Origin of the sequence: Methanosarcina horonobensis HB-1 = JCM 15518 (genome assembly GCF_000970285.1) — an archaeon.
GTDB classification, from domain to species: domain Archaea; phylum Halobacteriota; class Methanosarcinia; order Methanosarcinales; family Methanosarcinaceae; genus Methanosarcina; species Methanosarcina horonobensis.
The window spans coordinates 3073885-3096578 of record NZ_CP009516.1 but is presented as its reverse complement, the minus strand read 5'-3'; the positions used below and the strand labels follow the sequence as shown (position 1 = coordinate 3096578).

At 37.4% G+C, this 22694-nt stretch carries 19 protein-coding genes; 6 read left to right on the top strand and 13 right to left on the bottom strand.

Annotated features, from left to right (window positions below; genetic code table 11):
* Positions 1–6: 6 nt before the first annotated feature.
* The 11 genes from MSHOH_RS13590 to MSHOH_RS13540 form a co-directional block, all read right to left on the bottom strand.
* Complete coding sequence (locus MSHOH_RS13590; protein ID WP_048140376.1) at positions 7–468, bottom strand: hypothetical protein; 462 nt, start codon at positions 466–468, stop codon at positions 7–9.
* Between the two features lie 72 nt (positions 469–540).
* On the bottom strand, positions 541–1701 hold the full coding sequence (locus MSHOH_RS13585) for an ATP-binding protein (RefSeq protein WP_048140374.1): 1161 nt from the start codon (positions 1699–1701) through the stop codon (positions 541–543).
* Between the two features lie 76 nt (positions 1702–1777).
* Positions 1778–1996, bottom strand: a complete 219-nt coding sequence (locus MSHOH_RS13580; RefSeq protein ID WP_048140372.1) for a hypothetical protein — start codon at positions 1994–1996, stop codon at positions 1778–1780.
* Entirely contained in the window at positions 1989–2177 is a 189-nt protein-coding gene (locus MSHOH_RS13575; protein WP_048140370.1) for a hypothetical protein, read from the bottom strand. Before MSHOH_RS13575 ends, MSHOH_RS13580 begins: the two co-directional genes overlap by 8 nt.
* Before the next feature lie 58 nt (positions 2178–2235).
* Entirely contained in the window at positions 2236–3192 is a 957-nt protein-coding gene (locus MSHOH_RS13570) for a hypothetical protein (RefSeq protein WP_048140369.1), read from the bottom strand.
* Positions 3189–3917, bottom strand: a complete 729-nt coding sequence (locus tag MSHOH_RS13565) for a hypothetical protein (protein WP_048140367.1) — start codon at positions 3915–3917, stop codon at positions 3189–3191. The genes MSHOH_RS13570 and MSHOH_RS13565 overlap by 4 nt, the downstream gene beginning before the upstream one ends.
* A complete protein-coding gene (locus MSHOH_RS13560) occupies positions 3914–4237 on the bottom strand; it encodes a hypothetical protein (RefSeq protein WP_048140365.1) in 324 nt (107 codons plus the stop codon). Before MSHOH_RS13560 ends, MSHOH_RS13565 begins: the two co-directional genes overlap by 4 nt.
* A 304-nt stretch (positions 4238–4541) precedes the next feature.
* The gene (locus MSHOH_RS13555; protein ID WP_048143491.1) at positions 4542–5156 is read right to left on the bottom strand and encodes a site-specific integrase; all 615 of its coding nucleotides are present in this window, start codon (positions 5154–5156) and stop codon (positions 4542–4544) included.
* 210 nt (positions 5157–5366) lie between these two features.
* On the bottom strand, positions 5367–5963 hold the full coding sequence (locus MSHOH_RS13550; RefSeq protein ID WP_048140363.1) for a hypothetical protein: 597 nt from the start codon (positions 5961–5963) through the stop codon (positions 5367–5369).
* A gap of 594 nt (positions 5964–6557) precedes the next feature.
* A complete protein-coding gene (locus MSHOH_RS13545; RefSeq protein WP_048140362.1) occupies positions 6558–7934 on the bottom strand; it encodes a site-specific integrase in 1377 nt (458 codons plus the stop codon).
* Between the two features lie 225 nt (positions 7935–8159).
* Positions 8160–9146, bottom strand: coding sequence for a glycoside hydrolase family 130 protein (locus MSHOH_RS13540; RefSeq protein WP_048140360.1), 987 nt, complete (start codon positions 9144–9146; stop codon positions 8160–8162).
* 506 nt (positions 9147–9652) lie between these two features.
* Between MSHOH_RS13540 and MSHOH_RS13535 the strand changes: the two genes are divergently transcribed.
* The 6 genes from MSHOH_RS13535 to gpmI all read left to right on the top strand — a co-directional run bounded on the left by MSHOH_RS13535 (position 9653) and on the right by gpmI (position 20082).
* Complete coding sequence (locus MSHOH_RS13535) at positions 9653–10852, top strand: dihydrolipoyl dehydrogenase family protein (RefSeq protein WP_048140358.1); 1200 nt, start codon at positions 9653–9655, stop codon at positions 10850–10852.
* A 182-nt stretch (positions 10853–11034) separates the two neighbouring features.
* Positions 11035–12273 (top strand): phosphoglycerate kinase, encoded by a 1239-nt coding sequence (locus tag MSHOH_RS13530; protein ID WP_048140356.1) that lies wholly within the window; start codon positions 11035–11037, stop codon positions 12271–12273.
* Positions 12274–12989: 716 nt separating this feature from the next.
* A complete protein-coding gene (locus MSHOH_RS13525; RefSeq protein ID WP_048140354.1) occupies positions 12990–13997 on the top strand; it encodes a type II glyceraldehyde-3-phosphate dehydrogenase in 1008 nt (335 codons plus the stop codon).
* A 286-nt stretch (positions 13998–14283) separates the two neighbouring features.
* Positions 14284–15642, top strand: coding sequence for a phosphoglucosamine mutase (glmM, locus tag MSHOH_RS13520; protein WP_048143490.1), 1359 nt, complete (start codon positions 14284–14286; stop codon positions 15640–15642).
* 260 nt (positions 15643–15902) lie between these two features.
* On the top strand, positions 15903–18317 hold the full coding sequence (ppsA, locus tag MSHOH_RS13515; protein WP_048140352.1) for a phosphoenolpyruvate synthase: 2415 nt from the start codon (positions 15903–15905) through the stop codon (positions 18315–18317).
* A gap of 211 nt (positions 18318–18528) precedes the next feature.
* Complete coding sequence (gene gpmI / locus MSHOH_RS13510) at positions 18529–20082, top strand: 2,3-bisphosphoglycerate-independent phosphoglycerate mutase (RefSeq protein ID WP_048143489.1); 1554 nt, start codon at positions 18529–18531, stop codon at positions 20080–20082.
* 66 nt (positions 20083–20148) lie between these two features.
* Here gpmI and MSHOH_RS13505 read toward each other — a convergent pair whose 3' ends face one another.
* Together MSHOH_RS13505 and MSHOH_RS25270 are read right to left on the bottom strand one after the other, a co-directional pair.
* Complete coding sequence (locus tag MSHOH_RS13505) at positions 20149–20586, bottom strand: hypothetical protein (RefSeq protein WP_052730869.1); 438 nt, start codon at positions 20584–20586, stop codon at positions 20149–20151.
* A 732-nt stretch (positions 20587–21318) separates the two neighbouring features.
* Positions 21319–22353, bottom strand: a complete 1035-nt coding sequence (locus MSHOH_RS25270) for a UPF0228 family protein (protein ID WP_052730868.1) — start codon at positions 22351–22353, stop codon at positions 21319–21321.
* Positions 22354–22694: the final 341 nt, after the last annotated feature.

The window sequence follows — 22694 nt, the reverse complement described above, 5'->3', positions numbered from 1 at the left end:
AGATATTTAAATATCTTCGTAGTACTGGGTGGCTTCAATGTAGAAGTTGGAAGTCGAAACGTCGAGAGTTGCACCGAGCCCGTAAATCTGAACTACAATTTTCTGAGAAGCATTGACGACAACAGGAACTCTGAGCTTAGGTCTTTTGAGTTCGTCACCAAGTTCACCAAATATCTTGTTGCTACCGCTCCAAATTTCACGGCTTTCAGTTCCATTTGCGTTCTGCTTGAGGATTCTTGACATACCGCCAGTAATGATATTTCCGCTTGTGGTTCCTGCTGTAGTGTAGAATTCACCGAAAACATAGTTTATAGGCGTGATTTCGACAGCCATTCCAAGAGGAACGGAATATTTCAGAAGGTCTTTCCATTCGTCAGCACTGGCAAGATCAGAAGTAAGGTAGGTTGCACCTTCGGCAAGTTTGGAAATAGTGAAGGGTGAAGTTTTGAGTTTATTTTGAGTTTCCATGATAATTTTCTCCTTATTATGTTAATTTTATTTTTATTTTTGTTAAATTTTATTTTAAATTATGATAAGTTATTACTGCTTTTGTGCTCCTGTAGCAGTCTGAATTATGAAATCAAGAGCACTCATGTTTACGTTTGTTAATTTCAGAATATCGAAAGCAACAGAACCTACGGTGTAGGCGGCACTTCCAGCAGTACCATACATCAGAACATCTTTTCCGTATGGGCTGACTTTGTATCCGGCATACATTGCAAGAGTAGTAGCAAGAGAACCTACGGTTCTACCGCTAACGAAAGCAACCGGAATTGCAACCTTAGAACCTACAAAGTTTCCGGCAATACCAGAAACAGCAGAACCAAGAGCAAAGTCAATACCGATACCTGCAAGGTGTGAGAAAGATTTTGTGTCCGGTAGGACTTTTTCAACTTCTTTTATTGGATTTTCCATATTTTTTCCTCGAATTAATTTTTTAGTATTTTTATAAAAATCAACTTTATTTTCAGTTAATATATTTTTTGGAGAATTTCCAGAATGTACTGTTTTTGCTTCTCTAATTTTCACTATTTCAGGATCTCTTTTAATTCCGTCTATATAGAATTCACCACTTTCAAAATCTCTAAGTTCCTTTGTCATTTTGGTTCTATCTATATAGTTATTTACGGCTTGTTGATCTCTCTGAGAAGTTAGACGACCAATAAAATAATTGGTACACTGAGAAAGACATGTTTTGTCAACTCTCTGAGGTCTTTGACTGATTAGAAAAATACCTATTCCATCACTTCTACTTTCCTGAAATAATCCTCTTACTTCACTTTTACAAGCTGTTTTTTCACTTTCGGGAGCAAACTTATGAAATTCATCAATGACAAGTGTTTGAATTCCTTTTGATACGTTTTTCTTATAAGATTTTAAAAAATCATTGACAAATCCCTGCTGTTTTTCGATAGTAAGAGATTTAAGAAGTATGACTGTATTTCTGTGAGTTTGTGCTATAATTTTCCCAAGACCGGCAACAGATTTGACGTTTTGAGCTTGAATATATTCCATTTGTGGAAGATTCATATAGGCTTCCTGTGGATCAAAAATTACAAAAGTATGACCGGAAGCTAGACCTTCCTCAATTATTACTCTGGCTGTATACGATTTTCCACCGCCAGATTGGGCAATTATGGCTGTCTTTTCCCCATAAAATTCTTTATTTAGTTTTATTTTTTTATCTATATCTATTGCCATAAAAATATATATTTCTCTAAGAGTATATATAATTATCCGATAGAATGTAAAATCTATATAGAAAAAAGATAAAGAATTATTTTTTTTCAAAAAATTCTTTGATATAATTGATATCGTTTTGAAGAACAGCAATACTAACGGTTAAACCGTTAACATTTCTCGAAATTTCTTCGAATTTATCTTTTAATTTTTCAATGTCTTTTGAATTTCTTTTTGTCGATTCTCGAACAATAATAGAAGAAGAAAAGAAGGCAAATAGGAACCCGAGAACTGAAACTATAGTGTTTTCATCCATCTTTTCCCTCTTTTACTTCTCTCAATTTATCGTACAGTATGTATATTGAAACAAGACCTGAAGCTATACACATTATTTTCTTTCCTATTTCAGAATAATCAACCTTTTTTTCAACAATTTTAACATTATTTTCAACTTTTTCAGCTTGATATTCTGAAATTTTCGGTGTAATATTTATCATTTAAATCACCAATAATATGTACATATCTATATATTTATAAATTTTTCTATATAGTTGTTTACTCTCCAAGGTTTATAATTTCATTTAAGAAAGTTTTAAATTCATCTTCCATTTCTTCATTTACGATTTCATCAAAGTGTTCGGGGCAATTTTGCTTAAAAATGGATTCTAATTCTTCAATTTTTGTTTGCTTGAGCATGGTTTTAGTTTGAATTGGAAGGAACATCTTGTAAGTTTTTAACATACTTTCATATTTCTTTTCAGAAACAAATTCACAGAAATCAACAGGTTTCATGTTTGAGAGATAGCCTATTGCCATCTGAATATACTTTACATTATCTTGATTTATCATTTGTATTACCTCATTTTCACCGTTATTTTCGATAATTTCATTTTTATATTTATCAATTTCATTTTTATTTCCATTAATTTCATCATTTTCCTTGAATTTTTTAAATCTTTCACTAACTGTTTCTTCAGATTTTTGTTCAATTAGTGGCGGTTCAGGATACTTATTTTGCAAATCTTTCAAGGTTTCACGTTTCATTGTTGTGGGTGGTACGTATGTTTTGTCAATATAATTTACATTTACTGCACCTGTTTTTGATGCTTCATAGCGTTCACCTGCTGCATACCAATCAGGATCAATATATTTTCTTGCCATTCTATCAAGGGGTTTCATTTCCAGCCAACCGGCAGGTGGTTGAATTGTTTCAACTTTTGTGTTTTGTTGCTTGAATTTCGAATAATTTTCAAGAAATCCCATTGTGAAATTCTGGATGTATGGAGCTACGATTTTGGCGTATTGGAGCAATTCAGGAACTTCACCATTTCTTCTTATTGCTTCTTTTTCAAGAACGGAAATAATATCATCTGCTGTACTCATTTCTTCTTCCTCGTATTCTTCTTCATAATCTTCCTCAATTTCTTGTTTTCTTGGTCTTCCTACCGGTCTTCCAGTTGGAACATATTTCTTTTTCATATACTCTCTCATGTATTCTTTTCTGTCAATCATTTTTCAGCCCTCTCAACGGTGAAAAATCCACCGTCATTCCTGTTGTTTTTCGTTTCTCCGAGATGAAAACAAAGCAATTTTGCGTCTAAATATCTCGGAATTTCAATGTTTTCCATTGCCCAACAATAACCATAGTCTTCACCAATTTCATTTCCAAAATAGGCAAAATCAAAAGGAATTTCAGAAAAAACACGTCTTGATATGAGAGCACATCCAAGACCAATGACAAGACAATCAATCAATTGATTTTTCTTGTTGGCTTCTTCCATATCTGTTATTGTTGGATTTGTGCCTCTTTTCCTAGAAACAGCAACAGGAACATATGAATTTTTATAACAATAAAGTCCAGAAACACAATCCAAATTAGTATCTAACAATTTCTGTATTGTATCCATGTAAATAGGGACTACATCAGAATCCAGAAATAGAATATGAGAATATCCATTTTCAAGAGCGTAAAGTCTTATTGTTTCTCTGGCATTGCAGATTTTTTGAATTGGATTATCAATTTTTATTATTTCTTCGTTTATCAAAATTATAGGTTTCTTTATATTTCCGCTATTTATTATTTCAATTTGTGATAATTTGTTAATAAATTCTTCCGATGTTGATTCAGTACATAGACAATAATCAAAATCTGTGTACTGCTGTCTTGCAATCCATTCAAGCCAGTTATTTATACTGTATATTTTTCCTTCACAAATAGGTGCAGCTATGAGAATCATAATACCCTCGACCTAACATTTTTATTATAATCTTTGATTATTTTATTATCGAATTTTTCTAAGGATTTGACAACGTTTTTCAGTTTCTGAAGTTTCGGTTGATTTGAATTCTCAAGCAGGATATCAATTTGTTCTGATGTTGGGAGAAGGTTAAGAAGGGCATCAAAACGAAGGGAAATTTCTTTATTTATATTTAATATAAATTCATAATCGGATTCAAGGTCAACGAAATTTATTATTAATTCTTCAACACTTATTTCCTGATTTTGTAATTTTATGTTCAATACTTCAATTTTATTTTTATATTGTTCGACATTCATTAGATCACCACAAAATTTTTAAATATATAGAATTTTTTAAATATATAGTTATCTCAGAAATATATATAGTTTTCTGACAAATTGTATTAATATTAACATTAACATTAACATTTTATCTAAACATGATAGGTTCTATTGATGGTGATTTTAAAAAAAGTTAAGGGAATTTAAGGGAATTTTTGAAAAATATTATTAGTATTAACTTTAACAATTTAGTTTAAAATTAAGGTTAATTTTCAATTGTTTCACTTACTTTTTTAATAAAATAAATAATTATGATAAATAATAAAACAAATTTCAAATATCATTTAAGAATTCCCCATGCTGTCAACTGTTTTTTAATGTCTCTTATTTCATCATCTGAAAAAGCAAGACCTTGATAATGACGCATACTCGTAAGACTATCATGACCTTGACGAAGGCACACTGTAGATTCCTGAACACCTGCTGAAATCATCCAACTTTCTAAAGTCTTTCTAGTTGTTTTGGCTGAGACTCCATACGGGCTTATTCCTGCTGCAATACACCATCTCTGAAGGTCTTTATTCCAAGTGGATTCTAATGGCGGCTTACGGGCTTGCCAGAAGTCCTTTAGAAGATAATTAAACATTGATGGAAGATTATTTATCGTTCTTTCTTTTTGTTTCCTTTTGACCTTCTTTTGGGCTTCTGCCGACAAAAATAAAATGTTTCTCTTTTCAAGATACCATTCTTTGTGATCGTACAATCTAAGATATTCGGTATACCTCATTCCTGTTATGAGAAGAATGTCAAGTTTTGTTTTAAACTCGTCCTTTGGAATGGCTGATCTTAATTTTTGATATTCTTCTACTGTAAGAATTCGAACATTATTAACGTAAAGATGTAAATTTTCAGGATCTTTTTGATAATTTGACTTTGGATATTTTAATTCGTTCATTTGTATTTCACCATGAAAATAAATATGCATAGAAAATATATAAAGCTATTCATTTCTTTGTATATCTCTATAGAAAAGTTAGAATTAAGGGAAAAATGGGAGAAAATGCATAGATTTTCTATATAAAATCTGTGTATTAAATATAATTTTTAATTTGTCTTTTATTATAGGAGTCGAACAAGAAAAATTAAAAAATCCATAGATTTAAAATTAAAATGAATCCATCAATTTCTTTTTAGTTAACAGTTGAACATAACATATTATATAACGTATAATCAAGTAAACAGATACGAAAAATGATAGTAAAAATAATAATACAAAAAACCCGTTATTCATATCTAATGAAAGTAATATAATAATTGGTAAATACATAATACATATGGTGACAAAGGTATTTTTTATTTTTTCAATTTCTCCCTGCATCTCTTTTTTATTTTCTCTCTTATATCTCAAAAGTTTTATTAAACGTTGAATTAGATGTATAATGAGTTGAATAGATGGAGAAAGAGATATTACAAATAAAATTACAAAAATAGTATTTTCATAAATATTCAATAATACACCAATTGTAAATAATATAAAAGGTACACAGAAAACACCGATATTGATAAGTCTATCTTTTATTATTCCAATCTCTTCATAAGAAGAATTTTCAATTATTTCAATCTGTCCTTTTTCAATTTGTACTTTTTCAAGTGATTTTTTATTATTTATAGATTTTATCCACTGTTGAATCAATGGAGTAAAAATATTTGCAATTATAGCTATAGGAATTGAAAGTACTATACTCCATAAATCTAATGTCATTCATTTTTCAGAATTTCTTAATGATGTTTAAATCTTTTGTTTTAAATCTGATATTTATAATATTTCTTATTTGAAAAAAGAGTATAATTTATCCTCAACTTTTTATAAAAAGTGAGGAAAGTTTAAATAAAAGTTTTACTTATACATAAAAGGTTTTTATGTGAAATAGTAAAAACTACCAACGAAAAAACGGTTATAAATTTAACGCTAGTGCCAGTGGCATGGCACTCAACGCAAATTCAACAAAGTACATAAAGATAAATCTAAAATATAGTACGCATAACTACTATATAAACCTAACTATTTGGGTAATGTTTCTTCCAGAAAAAGTACTTTGTGATTTTGGATGACATCTGATTTAATATTTAATAAATTAGAGGAAAATGTATATAAATTTTATCATCTCGTTAGGGATAACCCTTGAATTTCAAAATCTTGTCAATGTTGATTTGATGCTTTCTATTTTGGAGCATCTAATTGTGATTGCTACCCCTATACTAATGTTAACGTATAAAAAACGTAAAAAAGAGATCTAAAAGATCTCTATTTTTTAATTGTATTTAAAATGGAATTAATAAAATTGACTAGAAGAAATTAACTATTTTTCAATTCATTAATCTGCTGTAAATAATAATCCTTCGTTTGTTCAATCTCAAATTCAATTCTTCTAATTTCTCCTTCCAAATGTTGAATTCTTTCTCTATATTTTTGTATTTCGAATTTTCGAAGTGGAATCCGTTCATCTTGATGCTCAATTCTTCTATCAGGTTCACCAAGTTGTATTATTTCTTCTATTTCTTGTATCCTATATTGTAAGTCTTTAATTTCCATTTGATTTGGCAAAATTTCGGTATTCATTTTCACTTCATATTCTATTCGTTTCTTAAATTTCTCTAATTCGGTATCTGTATCAAGATATGGTTTTTCATGGAGAGGCATACCACACTTGAAGCAAAACTCTTGATCATTTTGTATTTCATTGCATCTAGGACAACGGATAGTTTTTAATTCTGTCTTATCTTCTTCTTCTATCTCAATTCCATTAACCTTTAGGATTGCTTGATCTATGTCCTTTCCTGAAAGATGAACATACCTTGCAGCCATATCACTTCCAGCACTCCAACCAAGATACTTTTTTAACTGTTGTTCTGTAAGATCATTTGCTAGTCTGGTAGCTGCTGCATGACGGAATGAATGCATATTTACTCTCTTTTGAACTCCGGCTTTCAATGCAAATCTTTTAAGTGAATTTTGAAATGTTACATATTCTAATGTTTTGGTATAATCTCTGGAAGAGCACCACACATAAGCATCTCTATTCTCTCTTAGTGGATGATTATCAATCCAATTTCTGAGATATCCTGAAGACCAAACAAGTCTTATTCTTCTTGCTCCTGTTTTACCTTTTGGAAGTGTAACAACTGCACCATTTTTATCAAAAACTACATGCTTTATTTGAATTTCAAAGAATTCTCCTCTTCTAGCTCCACTCTCATACATGAATGCTATAAGTGCTCTATCTCGAAGGCTGGAAGCTGCATTAATTAACTTTTCAACATCATCAGATGTTAGTATATCTTCAGGAAGCTTTTCATCTGTTTTTGATCTTTCAAACTTACATAATTCAGCTAAATCAGTTCTTCCAGCAAAATCTAAAAAAAGTCTAATTCCTATTTTGTGAAATTGAATTGTTGATTTGGATTTTCCTTTTTTAAGGGAATCAAATAATTGATAGATATCGACTTTTGTTAGCTTATCTATTGGCTTATTTATGTTCTTACAAAATTCGGTTAATGCCATTACATCATTAGTTCTGGTATATTCTGATTTTCCTATATTTTCTCTATGATTGAGATACTCGTATATCTTTTCATATATTGATTCCGGTTTTCCTGTTGGTTCTCCTGTCTCTGGATCGAAGAAAAACTCCTTCAGATACTCTTTTCTTCTCTCAAGATAATTTCTTGCCATATGGTTCATTAGAACTTGAATAAATTTAAACGTGTTGGTAATATATTCATCTCGATTAAATTCCTACCGAAAAGCAATTCATTTTTTTAGCAGGCGAGTTGACGGCAGTTCTCCTTTGTTTTACTGCTCACGAACCTATTCTGCCGGCTCTGATGGTTTTTCCTAAGACCTTTCTTCACAGCCTCATAAACTGAGGACAACGGGTTGTCTATTAGGGACTTGAAATCAGCATTGGATATTATTGAGGGCGATGTCTGGACTCTGTGTTTCAGGACATTCACGGATATACTGCAGCACGTCGCTCATTTTTGCGCTGGCCATCGATACAGATATATCTGCACTTCCGTAATAAATGCGGAGTTCATCCTCCACCACAACCCATCCGCATGGATAAACAATATCATTAAAGTCTCCGGCCCGTTCATACATTTCACGAGGCCCGAAAATCCATCCTACTGACCTGTGGAGCACTTTTCTGGGATCTTCAAGGTCAAGAAGGGCAAGCCCTAGCCGATAACTCACTTTAGATGTTGTCCTGCGCACTCCATAGTACATAATTAGCCATCCGTCAGATATTTGGATTGGATGCGGAGATAAACCGATCTTGTTGGCATCCCACCATCCTCCTTCCCTAGCGTAAAGAAGAACCTCGTGACTTCCCCAGTGTTTCATATCAGGTGAAAAAGATATCCATATATTTGTCTTCGCACCATGCATGCAAGATACAGGCCTATGTAGCATTGCCCATCTGCCGTTAAATCGTACCGGGAAAACAGCAGAGTCTTTATTTTCAGGTGGCAGAGTAGCTCCTATTCGATCAAAATTATGAAAGTCCTCAGTAAAAGCAAGAGCTGTTAAGGGACCTGAATCAGAAAAGGCAGTATATGTCACAGCCCATTTTTTTATCTCATCGATGTAGGTTATACGCGGATCTTCAACACCATATATTTCTTCAGGATAGTTTGTGGGATCTGAGATAAAAGTTGGTTTAGGATCAATTTCCCAACTATCAATTCCGTTCTTACTTCTGGCTACTGTAAGGTGAGAAAAGCCCCTGTGGTCTTCGACACGCACCATTAATAGAGTTTTACCATCAACTATGGCTGCTGCAGGGTTAAAAACCGAATTAGCCTGGTAAGGCCAATCTTCAACGGTAAGTATAGGATTTTTCTTACAACGTACAAACAGTTCTCCATGGTTTCTCCATGTCATATTACTCCCCCATTCCTCCTGACTTAGTAAGACAAGCTCTTCTCTATGTAGGACTTCATTACTTTCTCTGATTGCCATACCTTATTGCGTCTTGATTTCCACAGTACGTAAGATAAACTAGTGTTTAGATTCCAAAATACGCTCACAAACCTGAACTTTTAAATTCACTCCTTGATCAATGAATTCTTCCTTCAATAATGGATTCATTTTGGAATCGATACACTAAATTTTGTAATGAACTCAAAGAAGAATAAATTTACTTTTAGACAAATAAATTTACTTTTAGATAAGCCTAATAATTGAAAGCAGTTGTTTGGAACCATAGATAATAGGGAACCATAGATAAATAGGAACCACTGTTTTTCTATCAGGAAAATTTTTCAGAAAAATAGTTCAGTTGATTTATTTATCCTTATAATAGAATTGATTGAATAAAAAGTATATAAAGCATAGCTTTTTTTACGATTATCTTTTCGGGAAACGAATGAATAACAAGAGGGGAGATTATGAAAAAGAATTACGATGTTATAATCATTGGGACTGGAACTGCAGGCAGGGCCGTTGCGGATAAAGTTGCATGTTCCGGATTAAAAACAGCTGTTATTGATATGAAAGAGTACGGGGGTATCTCTCCTCCCGGAGGCTGTGATCCGAAAAAGATGTTTACAGATCTCGCCGAGGTCACGGACTGGAGTAATCGACTAATAGGTAAAGGTGCGGGAATACAAAATCCTTCTAAGATTGACTGGCCTGCTCTTATCGAGTTTAAAAGGGAAGCTGTGAAAGAGTGTCCCGGAAAAACTGAGAACCATTTTGTTGACATGGGTATTGACACGTACCACGGGAGAGCTTATTTCGAAAATCAAAACACGGTAGTTGTCGGGAAGGATAAATTAAGCGGGAAATATGTTTTTCTTGCTACAGGCTCAAAGCCGAGAAAACTCAACATTCCCGGGGAAGAGTATGTAATTACAAGTAAAGAGTTCATGGAAACCGAAAAGCTCCCTGAAAGAATTATTTTCATAGGAAGTGGTTACATCTCTCTGGAGTTTGCTCATGTTGCACGAAGAGCCATGTCTGAAGTTACAATTTTACATAGAAGTGAAAGACTTCTCCGGCACTTTGATGCTGATATGGTGAACATGCTTGTAAAAGCATCCGAAGCCGCAGGAATCAAGATACTTACAAATAAGCCAGTGGCTGGGGTCGAAAAAGGGGCTATCACAGTTGATAAACACATGAGAACCTCAAACCCCAGAATCTATGCAGGTGGAGATTGTGCATCAGGAGGTGTGCAACTCGTCCCTGTAGCAGCCCTTCAGGGAGAAGTTGCAGCATCTAACATTCTTAATGAGAATAGTGTCGAGGTGGATTATACAGGTATTCCAAGCGCAGTTCATTCAATACCTGTCCTGGCTTCAGTGGGAACCAGTGCCTCTAATGACAGCAACAAATACAAAGTAATATTCAGGAACAGAAGCAGCTGGCACACAACCAGGGAAGCAGAGATGAGGTTTGCAGCTTCAAAGGTAATTATTGACGAAGCAAACGATCGTATAATTGGAGCTTATATTCTTGGTCCGAATGCCGGAGAAGCTATCAATATTTTCGCTGCGGTAATGAGGCTTGGACTCAAGGCATCGGACATTAAGAAGCTGGTCTTTTCTTATCCTACTACATGTTCGGATATTCAACGTATGCTGTAATTATTCTTGGAGGACAACGCAAACATTCAGTCGCTTTCTATGCCTTGCTCGACAAAAGATGAACAGAAGCCAGGATTGTTTCAATTTATTATAAACTGGTTCATGACTTTCTGTCCCTATTAGAGAAAAGGTGCATTGAACTGAAAGTGAAATCTTTCAACCTTATTTGAGGGAGGTATAATATGTCTCAGAAAACTACTGAAAAGGATTATCTGACGATGGATGATGTTGTACTGGATAACAAAAGAGTACTTGTAAGGGTTGACTTTAATTCGCCCATGGATGCTAACGGAAACATCATGGACAACAGAAAAATTAAGAGTCATTTGCCTACTTTGCGGTCCCTGGAGAACTCAATAGTAGTCTTGATGTCTCATCAGGGCAGACCCGGAGATAAGGACTATACCACCCTGGAAGTCCATGCAAAACTGGCGACTGAGCTTCTGGGTCGGGAAGTAACCTACGAAGATGATATATTCAGCGCTTGCGCAAGAAATGCTATAAAATCCCTTGAGCAGGGTGATATCTTGCTCCTGGAGAACACGCGTTTCTATGCCGAAGAGAATATGAACCGAGCTCCTGAAGAGCAGGCCAAAACCCAGATGGTTCAGAAGCTGTATCCTTTATTTGATTTATTTATAAATGATGCTTTTTCAGTCTCTCACAGGTCTCAGTGCTCTGTGGTAGGGTTTACAAAGGTTTTGCCCAGTGTCGCCGGCATCCTCATGGACAGGGAAATTACAGGTCTGGACAAAGGTTTGAAATGTCATGAACATCCGGCAGTCTTTGTGCTGGGAGGAACGAAAGCCAAAGACATCGTTAAGGTTATTTCTGATATTCTCAAGCGGGGTGACGCTGATAAAATCCTTACTACCGGGGTTGTAGCTACAGTATTTATGATGGCTATGGGCGTCGATGCAGGCGAAGTCAACAGGAAATTCATCGAGGACCATAAATTTCTGGACCAGGTTTCTATTGCTTCCAAACTGCTTAAGGAATACCCGGATAAGATCATAGTGCCTGAGGATGTAGCGCTAAACAATGGTGGAAAGCGTGAAGAAGCCAAAGTGGGTGAGATAAAAGGCGATCTTCCGATAGCTGATATTGGCCAGGAGACCATTGCAGATTACTCCAATGTTCTTAAAGAAGCCAGATTAAGCGTTTTTCATGGCCCGGCTGGTATTTTCGAGCTGGATAATTTCAGGTTGGGCACGGAAGAACTTCTTAAGGCTGCAGCTCAATCAGACTACTCTATCGCAGGAGGAGGGCATACCTTAGCCGTCATTGACCAGCTCGGCCTTGAATCAAAGTTTTCCCATTTAAGCATGGGTGGAGGTGCGAGCATAACCTATCTCTCAGGTGAGCCTATGCCGGGAATAGCGGCTTTAAAAAGTTATGCATCCAGGTCTTTTAAAGGTTAAAAGGTCTTTACAGTTTGTTTTAAAACTAAGTTCGTTATATGACTCAGATAATTTGTTATATGACTCATATAAAATTTTTATTTTAAGGTCAATTTATAATTAAAGTTTGAGATTTTTATTGTTTAGCCATTATTTTTTCCTATATAGCGTTTTGAAATACCTATACGTCAGTAAATCTCTTTTTTAGATTCGTTTTTAACGGGTAAACTTTTTAGATACAATTAAGTCATTCAAACAACTTTTTTCAAATTTTCTTCAAACTAAAAAAGCTTTTATGCTCTAAACCCAAATGCAAAATGAGTTAGGGCTTATTCAATTGAACTTAAAAACAATAGCATGAAATCATATGATATCCAAATTATTATGCTTATGATATGTCTCTTCATGCTTTATTTTGTTCTTTAAATTCGCAGGTCCTAAAGTCTGGAGTCATTGAATTTTTCTTAAACGGGAGTTTTGATATGAGAAAAATGACAGGAAAGCATCTTATTAATGATCTGGGGGAGAAATCGTGTATATGAGGTATGCACATTTTTCAACAGTCCGAAAATGAAAAAATTAACGACCCTATACGCGGTGATGGGAAGACAAAAAACTGGTTAAATTAAAATCTTTAACTGTCCAGTAAATGAGTTTGACAAGAATGTCTATCGTATGATCTTTACATTAATATTGTAATTCCTGATATACAAAAACTAAACAGGGGAGTATAACAAATGGCTAAAGCAAAGGTTGCAGTAAATGGTTATGGAACCATAGGAAAAAGAGTTGCAGATGCCGTTAGGGCTCAGGACGATATGGAAGTTGTCGGAATTTCCAAGACGAAGCCTAATTATGAGGCTGCAGTAGCACACCAGATGGGGTATGATATATATTGCCCTGCTGAAAATATCGGAGCTTTTGAGAAGGCAGGAATGCCGGCAGCCGGATCTATTGAAGAAATGTTGGAAAAATCAGATCTGGTTGTGGACTGCACTCCTGGGGGAGTTGGAGAGAAAAATAAACCAATGTACGAGAAAATCGGACTAAAGGCAATCTGGCAGGGGGGCGAGAGCCATCCGATTGCTGGTTTCTCTTTTAATGCAGCGAGTAACTACGAAGAGGCTGTGGGCCGTGACCTGACAAGAGTTGTCTCCTGCAACACTACAGGGCTTTGCAGGGTTATCACACCGATAGACAGGAAACTTGGGATAAAAAAGGTAAGGGCAGCTATTACAAGAAGGGCCGTCGATCCCAATGATATAAAGAAGGGGCCAGTTAACGCAATAGTGCTTCATCCGGTGAAAATTCCGTCCCACCATGGACCTGATGTACAGAGTGTGCTTTCACACATCAATATCACCACTACAGCCCTGGTAGTCCCGACAACTCTTATGCACCTGCACACCGTAAATATGGATGTTAACACTGACTGTACTGCAGAAGACGTCAAAGAAATTTTTTCATCCCAGTCCAGAATACGTTTCATAGGAGACGGGATTACTTCAACAGCGGAAATTATTGAAGTTGCCAGGGATATAGGGCGCCCAAGAAACGACATGTGGGAGAATTGTGTTTGGACTGAATCCATTACAGTAACTGAGAAGGAGATTTACTTTTTCATGGCCATTCATCAGGAGTCTATTACAATTCCTGAAAATGTGGATGCAATCAGAGCGATGATGGAACTTGAGAGCGACGGCATGAAGTCGATTGAGAAAACGAATAAGTCCCTGGGAATGTAACTATGAGGCTTTGATTCCTGAGTACTTTGATGTTCAGTCCAAATATCAGGAGCCCTATAGGAAGTCGTTTTCTAGAAATCCAGAAAATTATATTTAAAATTAGGCTTTGTAGAGAAGTTTTGAAATATAATGTCTTGATTTAGAAGTAAATTGTCCGCGTAGTCTTTACTTATTTTTAATCTTCTGAAACTATCAAGGCAACTTATCTACAAAGCCGCGTTCCTTCATATTAAGAGAAATAAAAATCGGCATTGTTTTTACTTAAATTATAATGGGGGGACTTTACATAGCATTATTCGGAACTAATGGTGTGCGTGGTATCGCCAATGAATTCATAACGCCTGAGCTGGCGGTTAATTTAGCCAAAAGCCTCGGTACATACATGAATTCGAAAGGTACGGTTGCTATAGGATGTGATACTCGAATCTCAGGTCAGATGCTGAAATCTGCCGCAGTTTCCGGGGCTCTTTCGACAGGCCTGAGTGTGATTGATGTAGGGACAATCCCTACCCCTTCTATCCTGTATTATGTACGCGACTTCGCCGATGCCGGGATCATTGTTACTGCGTCCCATAACCCCAGGGAATATAACGGGATCAAATTTATTGCAGGGGACGGCTCGGAGTTTTCCAGGGAAGGAGAAAAAGACATAGAGGAAATCTTTCACTCAGGAAAATACGCTATCGCACCCTGGGAAAAAACGGGCAGCTTCAGAACCGATCCCGGAGCCAATGAATACTATATAAGAAATATTATAAATTCAGTGAATGCCGAAGCCGTCCGTAGCCGCAGATTCAAGGTAGTTGCAGATACAGGCTGCGGGGCAGGTTCCCTTACTCTTCCTTTTTTGCTCAGGGAGCTGGGCTGCCAGGTGCTGACCCTTGAAGCCCAGCCTGATGGAACTTTTCCCTGGAGGAATCCTGAGCCCTTACCTGAATCCCTAACCGAACTTACTAATCTCGTAAAGATGACAGGTGCTGATATGGGAGTAGCTCACGACGGGGACGCCGATAGAGTAGTCTTTGTCGACGAAAATGGGCAGTTCATAAACGATGAAGTTCTGCTTGCCATGATGGCAAAATATGTAGTTGAACGTGAAAAAGGTCCTTTAGTGACTTCTGTTGGCTCTTCTCAGCGTATGGTCGATATCGCAAAGGAGGCAGGCGTCGAACTGTACTGGACTGCTGTCGGATCAATCAATGTTGCGCGAAAGATGATGGAAGTAGATGCCGTTTTCGGAGGGGAAGGCAATGGAGGCCTTATCTTCCCAAAACACCAGTACTGCAGGGACGGAGCAATGGGCTGCGCCAAGATCCTTGAGATCTTGGCTGGCGGGAAAAAGCTTTCCGATCTTGAAAAGAGTGTACCTCATTACTTTAACGAAAAGACCAAAGTGCCTGCTAAAAATACGTATACCACGATGGAGATCGTGAGAACTGAGGCTTCAAAACTTGGGCACAAAATGGATACAACCGACGGTGTTAAAATCTGGTACGATGATGGCTGGGTTCTTATGCGCCCATCCGGTACAGAACCAATCTTCCGAATCTTTGCTGAAGCAAAAAGTCAGACAAGAGCAAAGGAACTTATGCGGGAAGGCCTGAGTATGGTCCTGAAAGCAGAGAAGCTCTCAACTCTCAAATAAATCATTTCAGGTTATATTTTCAGGTTAAACATCCTACGTTGACTTTTCGGATAGGCTATAAATCAAAATAACTTGGATAGGGAAAATTGATTTCTGTCATCGATGCACAATCTGCACGTGTAACTTCCTGATTCAGGGATATCCTGTACGCTCTGGGGAAGCGTTCTAACTAATGCATGAGATCCTGGATACGTTTCATAATTGTTTTGAAAACATAATAATTTTAAAGGCATAATAATTTTAAAGGGGATTTTGGGGAAATGTCTGAGAACAAAAGTAAGTACATACGCTGGTTTGATGAGACTTCGATTGAAGATGTTCCGCTTGTGGGAGGGAAAAATGCCTCTCTTGGGGAAATGTACAGAGAACTCACTCCAAAGGGAGTAAAGATCCCTAATGGTTTTTCAGTTACTGCTGAAGCTTACTGGCATGTCCTCAAAGCCGGAGGGATTCTAGACAAGCTCAAGCAAACACTTGAAGGGCTTGATACCTCGGATGTATCAGAACTTGCAAAAAGGGGAAAAAACGCAAGAGACCTGATTCTTGATGCAGGACTTCCGGATGACCTCTGGCAGGAAATTAAATCCGGGTATGATCACCTCTGCGAGCAGTATGGAGAGAACACGGATGTAGCCGTGAGGAGTTCGGCAACTGCTGAAGACCTTCCCACTGCTTCTTTTGCAGGGCAGCAAGAATCTTACCTTAACATCAGGGGTTATCCGGCACTTCGAGATGCCTGCGTACGCTGTATTGCATCGCTTTTTACTGACAGAGCTATTTCCTACAGGGTGATAAATAACTTTGACCATTTTAAAGTGGCACTGTCGATAGGGATAATGAAAATGGTCAGGTCTGACCTTGCATCAAGCGGCGTTATATTTACTCTGGATACGGAAACGGGTTTCAGGGACGTAGTCTTTATTACTGGCTCCTACGGGCTTGGGGAGAATATCGTACAGGGGCAGGTCAACCCGGACGAGTTCTATGTTTTCAAGCCAACTTTCAAGGAAGGGTATAAGCCGATTATTGAGAAGAATTTAGGGGATAAAGAAATCAAGATGATCTATGGACAGGGCGGCTCCAAAATGCTTACCCGGAACGTGGAGGTTCCTGAGGTGGACCGGCGCCGCTTCTGCATCAATGACGACGAAGTGCTTAAACTTGCATGGTATGCTGTTACCATTGAAGACTATTACTCAAATAAAGATAAGAAATCCATGCCCATGGATATCGAATGGGCAAAGGACGGAGTAACGGGAGAACTCTTTGTAGTGCAGGCAAGACCTGAGACTGTCCAGTCTCAGAAAAGAAGAGATGTTCTGGAGACCTATGTACTCGAAAAGAAATCAAACGTTCTTGCTAAAGGCAAAAGCATAGGAGATAAAATTGCTTCCGGAAAGGCACATGTAATTCCTGACGTTTCAGATCTTCCTTCTTTTAAACAGGGAGAGATCCTTATCGCTAACGCCACAACTCCGGACTGGGAACCCGTAATGAAAATAGCATCCGCAATTGTCACGAACCAGGGAGGAAGAACTTCCCATGCCGCAATTGTTAGCCGAGAACTGGGTATTCCGGCAGTTGTGGGGACAGGCAATGCAACAGAGGTTCTAGAGACAGGTCGGGAAATTACCGTAAGCTGTGCGGAAGGTGAAGAGGGGCTTGTGTATGACGGAACTCTTCCTTTCCACAAAGATACAATGAGCCTTAAAGACGCAAAACGCCCCAAAACCGCGATTATGATGAACCTTGGAAATCCTGATGAGGCTTTTAGCCTTTCCATGATCCCAAACGACGGTATAGGGCTTGCAAGGCTGGAGTTTATTATCTCAAACTATATCAAGATCCATCCAATGGCTCTGGTGCACCCTGAGAAAGTCAAAGACCATAAAGTCCTTCAGAAAATAGAGGAACTTACCCAAAATTCCGATAATAAAGAAGAATATTTCGTAGATAAGCTTGCTCAGGGTGTCGGAACCATTGCTGCGTCTTTTTACCCTAAGGATGTCGTGGTCCGCACAAGTGACTTCAAAAGCAATGAGTATGCAAGCTTGCTTGGGGGCAGCGACTTTGAAGTGGAAGAAAACAATCCCATGCTTGGTTTCAGGGGAGCTTCCCGTTATTTTAATGAGCGTTACAGGGAAGGTTTTGCTCTTGAATGCAGGGCTATGAAAAAAGTCAGGGAAGAGATGGGACTTAAAAATCTCATTATCATGATTCCCTTCTGCCGGACTGTTGAAGAGGCAAAGAAAGTAATTGCCGAAATGGAAAAAAACGGGTTAAAGAGAGGGGAAAATGAGTTGCAGGTCTATGTTATGTGCGAGATTCCAAACAATGTTCTTCAAATTGACGACTTCAGCGAATATTTCGATGGCTTCTCAATCGGCTCAAATGACCTGACCCAGCTGACTCTGGGTGTTGATAGGGATTCGGAACTGCTTGCTGCGGAATTTGATGAGCGGGACCCGGGCGTTATGAAAATAATGGCGATGGCAGTACAGGGAGCAAAAAAGAATGGAAGGCACAGTGGGATCTGCGGACAGGCACCCAGCGACTATCCCGAAATTGCAGAGTTCCTGGTAAAACAGGGGATAGATTCCATTTCGCTTAATCCGGATTCGGTTATAAAAGTCACCCTTAAAGTTCTGGAAACGGAAAAGGAAATGGGAAAATAAGAAGGGGAAAAGTAACTGGTGTCCATTATTGGTAAGGTCAATCCGAAAAGTGTTGTGATCTACTTTGCCCTTACAGCAGGCGCTGTGCAAAACTGGAAGTATACTCGAAGCACGCTCTGGCACGTAGATATGTTGTAGACCTGTTGTAATACTACACACGCAGTTACCGGCAGGACTTACGCGGTTGAACTTAAAGGTGGAGTTTCTTGTTATGACTCAGGCTGGAAGACCTAAACCTCTTATGCTCATTATTTTTGACGGCTGGGGATACAGGGAAGATAAAAAAGGAAATGCTGTAATGGCAGCCAGAACTCCGAACTTTGATCGGCTGGAAAAGGAATACCCATGGTGTTTTTTAAAAGCTTCCGGTGAGGCTGTAGGTCTTCCAGATGATCTTATGGGAAATTCCGAAGTTGGGCATCTGAACATAGGGGCAGGACGAATTGTATATCAGGATCTTACCCGAATAAACATCTCTATCAGGAACAGAGACTTCTTCAAAAATCCGGCTTTTCTAAATGCAATTTCAAATGTTAAGGTCAATGATTCAAGCCTGCACCTCATGGGGCTTGTTTCCTACGGAGGCGTTCACAGTTGCATTACCCACCTTTATGCTCTTATCAAACTTGCACAGGAGAAAGGGATAAAAAAAGTTTATATCCACTCTTTTCTGGATGGGAGGGACGTGCCCCCTAAAACTGCTCTTGCAGACATAAAAGAACTCGATTCTTTTTGCAAGGAAAATGGAACTGCTAAAATCGCAACTGTATCGGGGCGTTACTACGCAATGGACAGAGATAAACGCTGGGACAGGACAAAGCTTGCCTATTATGCACTTACAGAAGGAGTAGCCCCATATACAGCTCCGGATGTAGAAACTGCAGTTTCCGAAGCCTACAGAAGGGGAGAGACTGATGAGTTCGTGAAACCGATTGTAATTACTGATCCGGAAGGAAAGCCCATTGCAACGATACAGGACAACGACTCTGTAATCTTTTTCAATTTCAGACCGGATAGGGCGCGGCAGATAACCTGGGCGTTTGTAAAAGAGGACTTTGACGGTTTTGTGAGAGAAAAACGTCCGAAGGTTTATTTTGTCTGCATGACCCAGTACGACGAAACCCTTAATGTGCCCATTGCTTTCCCTCCTATAAAGCTGGAAAATGTACTTGGAGAGGTGCTGAGCAAGCATGGACTCATCCAGCTACGCATAGCTGAAACAGAGAAATACGCCCATGTGACCTATTTCCTTAACGGCGGCGAAGAAAAGTGTTACAGGGGTGAAGACCGCTGCCTTATTCCTTCACCGAAGATTCCTACATACGACCTCAAACCTGAAATGAGCGCATATGAGATTACGGATGAGGTTATCAGGAGAATCCGGTCTGGAAAGTATGATGTTATTGTCCTTAACTTTGCAAACATGGATATGGTTGGGCATACCGGAGTTTTTGAAGCTGCAGTGAAGGCGGTAGAAGCCGTAGACACCTGTCTGGGCAGGATTGTTGAGGCTCTGAAAGAAAAAGAAGGCATAGCACTTATAACCGCTGACCACGGAAATGCCGAGCAGGTGATAAACTCGAAGACAGGAGAGCCGTTTACTGCGCATACATCAAACCCGGTGAAATGCATCTACTTCGGAAACGGTGACATAAAAGCACTTAAGAATGGAAAATTATCTGACATTGCACCGACTATTCTCGAACTTCTTGGGATCCCGAAACCCGAAGAAATGACAGGAAAATCACTTCTTGTAAAAGAGTGACTGAAGAATTGAAGCGTCACAAAACTATTTGGATTCTATTTGAACTCAAAGTTTTGGATGATCTCATTATATCTTGTACGTCCCTTCTCCTGTAACAAGCTCACCATTTACTGTTTTCCATCCATCCTGAGATCCGGGCAGCATAATTTCCATGGTTTCCCAATAGCTGTTATACTGCCATCCTCCGATCCACCATCCATTCGTTCCATGCAGGTAGATGGAAATGCTGACGTTTGCATTCGAGGAGGTATCATAGCAGGCATACATCTTGCTTTCATAATCAAACTGCTCAGACGCCTGTGTATGGGGTACTCTGTTGTTAACATTAAGTGTGAGATTGTATTTGGGCATAAGAACCATTTCATTGCCCAGCGGGTTCATTGTGTCTATGGTCTGATTAGAGAACAATGTTTCGGAAAACATGTTTGGATGCAGAATCTTCTTTGAACCTTTATTTCGGGTAGTGTATTTTGGCTCTATTTTCTTATTTTTTATAGAAAGCATTAATCCGTGCTCCGTATTAACCAAGGCATATTTCCATGAATGATCATAGTCATTGAAGTGATGCTCTACGATATCTGTGCCTACGGATGATGTGTTTGTTGTTTATCACCGGGAGCGGAAGGTAAAGAGTGACATTGCTCAGGGTCGAGTCTGTAGTTAACTCTATATAGTAATCATAACTGCTAATGTGATTCCTATCATACATCCTCTGCTTCTGGTCTTGCCACCAGAGAGACAGCAACGCGGCAGAAATGATTATTAATAGTACAATTATTTTGTAACGAGTCCTCATATTCATTACCTAATCCACTCTTTAAATCCAACCCTACAGATTAAGTATACCAATTTATGGAGTTTGTGTTATCTGGAAAGCACTTCTGAACTATATAAATTTTTTACCTAACTCCTTACAAGTTTTCCGACCATCTAATAAACTATCTGTTTTCCATACTCATTTTGATTCTGTAATATCCGAATCTTTAATAGTTGGAGTTTGGCTAGAAAATATACATAGGAGCATTCACCTTCACACATATTCAAAATTATATAAAAAAGATTATCGAGGCTGGTATGATAGCAACCCCTCAGCTTCAAATCAATAGAATCTAGAAAGAACACAGAAAAATAGTAAGGGAGAGTAATTTATTCAAGCTAGATAATACCTCAAGTACATGTTACCCTCTTATCCGACGTTGTTTTAAAAATAGGTTTCAACACTTTTCGGATAAGTTCTTATTGGGTACTACCATCAGTACTTATGGTCAGTATTTTCTCATTTCTTTCAAGTTCATTTTTTATTCTGAGCGCATCTATTTCCCAAATCGAGTTCTTAGACTCGTCTCTAAGAATAATATCACAATAGACGGACTTTTTGACTTGAAGATCATTTTTCTCTAGCATTGCAAGGAAATTTTTATCCTGAATAGCTTGTTCAGTTACTGTGATTATATAATAATTTCCTTTTTTAATATCAGGGAATACAGGGGCAATCCAATTTGTCCCTTTATTTAACTCGTTTCTTACATCCATAATTTTATCTTTGTCTACTGATATGTAATATTTATCTTCAAAGTAGTCAACATTGTAATCTATACTATAGTTCATAGTCATGTTGTAGTTTTCAAGAATAGCTTTAACTTCAGATTCAGTAGTTCCATTTTCAAATTCGACAAATAAATCATTGACTTTCATTTCTTGATTTACGGTCAACACCTTCTCATTCATTCTAAACTCATCTTTTATTCTGGGTATATCTTCATCCGGGTTCCAACTCATATGTCCATCTTCAAGGTGGACATAACAGTATATGGATTTTTTCACCTGAAGATTATTTTTTTCCAGTATTGCAAGAAAATTTTTATCTTGGATAGCTCGTTCAGTTACCGTCAACACATAGTTACTTCCTTTTTTTACAGGGATAGTCAAATTTATCTCATCTACCAATCCCTCTATATCCATTATTTTATCTTTATCTACCATTATGTAGCATCTACTTGGCAGAATGTCAGAATTGTAATTTATGCTATAATTTACGGGAATATTGCAGTTTTCAAGAATGGCTTTAACTTCAGGTTCATTAGTTCCATCTTCAAATTCAATAAATAAGCCACCTATTTCTTTTCCTTGAACTGGCGTTTCCATATTCATCGGCATTTTAGTATCAACTTGCGTCTTAGGGTCAACTAGTGCACTTACAAATAGTCCCAAGATTATTATAAAAGCTAGAACAACGATAAAAACAGCAATTCCCTTGCTGATTTGACTCAAATTTTCACCTTCTAAAATTATTATCAATACATTCTATATAAACCGTAAACTTTTTAGCCAGATCATCAAACTATCCCTTTTTCATACTTTTTCGGATCATTAATTATTTCAGAATCTTTGATTATTTGATGATCTGGTTAGAAACTTTATATATGAGCATATTGCCTCCACTCAGATTCAATAGTTAATACCTAAAGATAAACTATCGAAAAAAGATGAATATACGTCTATATGTTGTCGAGATTTATTAAATTTAGGCGTGACACTTCGCACAAATTGACAAAAATATCAGAGAATCAAATTTACTGCTATTTTTGGATCCAAACCACGTAGAGAGCAAA

Excerpts from the sequence above, each read along its gene's own strand:
- ppsA (WP_048140352.1), top strand. The coding sequence starts at position 15,903 with ATGTCTGAGAACAAAAGTAAGTACATACGCTGGTTTGATGAGACTTCG.
- MSHOH_RS13555 (WP_048143491.1), bottom strand. The coding sequence starts at position 5,156 with ATGAACGAATTAAAATATCCAAAGTCAAATTATCAAAAAGATCCTGAA.
- gpmI (WP_048143489.1), top strand. The coding sequence starts at position 18,529 with ATGACTCAGGCTGGAAGACCTAAACCTCTTATGCTCATTATTTTTGAC.
- MSHOH_RS13535 (WP_048140358.1), top strand. The coding sequence starts at position 9,653 with ATGAAAAAGAATTACGATGTTATAATCATTGGGACTGGAACTGCAGGC.
- MSHOH_RS13570 (WP_048140369.1), bottom strand. The coding sequence starts at position 3,192 with ATGATTGACAGAAAAGAATACATGAGAGAGTATATGAAAAAGAAATAT.
- MSHOH_RS13565 (WP_048140367.1), bottom strand. The coding sequence starts at position 3,917 with ATGATTCTCATAGCTGCACCTATTTGTGAAGGAAAAATATACAGTATA.
- MSHOH_RS13580 (WP_048140372.1), bottom strand. The coding sequence starts at position 1,996 with ATGGATGAAAACACTATAGTTTCAGTTCTCGGGTTCCTATTTGCCTTC.
- MSHOH_RS13575 (WP_048140370.1), bottom strand. The coding sequence starts at position 2,177 with ATGATAAATATTACACCGAAAATTTCAGAATATCAAGCTGAAAAAGTT.
- MSHOH_RS13505 (WP_052730869.1), bottom strand. The coding sequence starts at position 20,586 with ATGCTTTCTATAAAAAATAAGAAAATAGAGCCAAAATACACTACCCGA.
- MSHOH_RS13540 (WP_048140360.1), bottom strand. The coding sequence starts at position 9,146 with ATGACATGGAGAAACCATGGAGAACTGTTTGTACGTTGTAAGAAAAAT.
- MSHOH_RS13590 (WP_048140376.1), bottom strand. The coding sequence starts at position 468 with ATGGAAACTCAAAATAAACTCAAAACTTCACCCTTCACTATTTCCAAA.
- MSHOH_RS13560 (WP_048140365.1), bottom strand. The coding sequence starts at position 4,237 with ATGAATGTCGAACAATATAAAAATAAAATTGAAGTATTGAACATAAAA.
- MSHOH_RS13550 (WP_048140363.1), bottom strand. The coding sequence starts at position 5,963 with ATGACATTAGATTTATGGAGTATAGTACTTTCAATTCCTATAGCTATA.
- MSHOH_RS13525 (WP_048140354.1), top strand. The coding sequence starts at position 12,990 with ATGGCTAAAGCAAAGGTTGCAGTAAATGGTTATGGAACCATAGGAAAA.
- MSHOH_RS13585 (WP_048140374.1), bottom strand. The coding sequence starts at position 1,701 with ATGGCAATAGATATAGATAAAAAAATAAAACTAAATAAAGAATTTTAT.
- MSHOH_RS13530 (WP_048140356.1), top strand. The coding sequence starts at position 11,035 with ATGTCTCAGAAAACTACTGAAAAGGATTATCTGACGATGGATGATGTT.
- MSHOH_RS13545 (WP_048140362.1), bottom strand. The coding sequence starts at position 7,934 with ATGGCAAGAAATTATCTTGAGAGAAGAAAAGAGTATCTGAAGGAGTTT.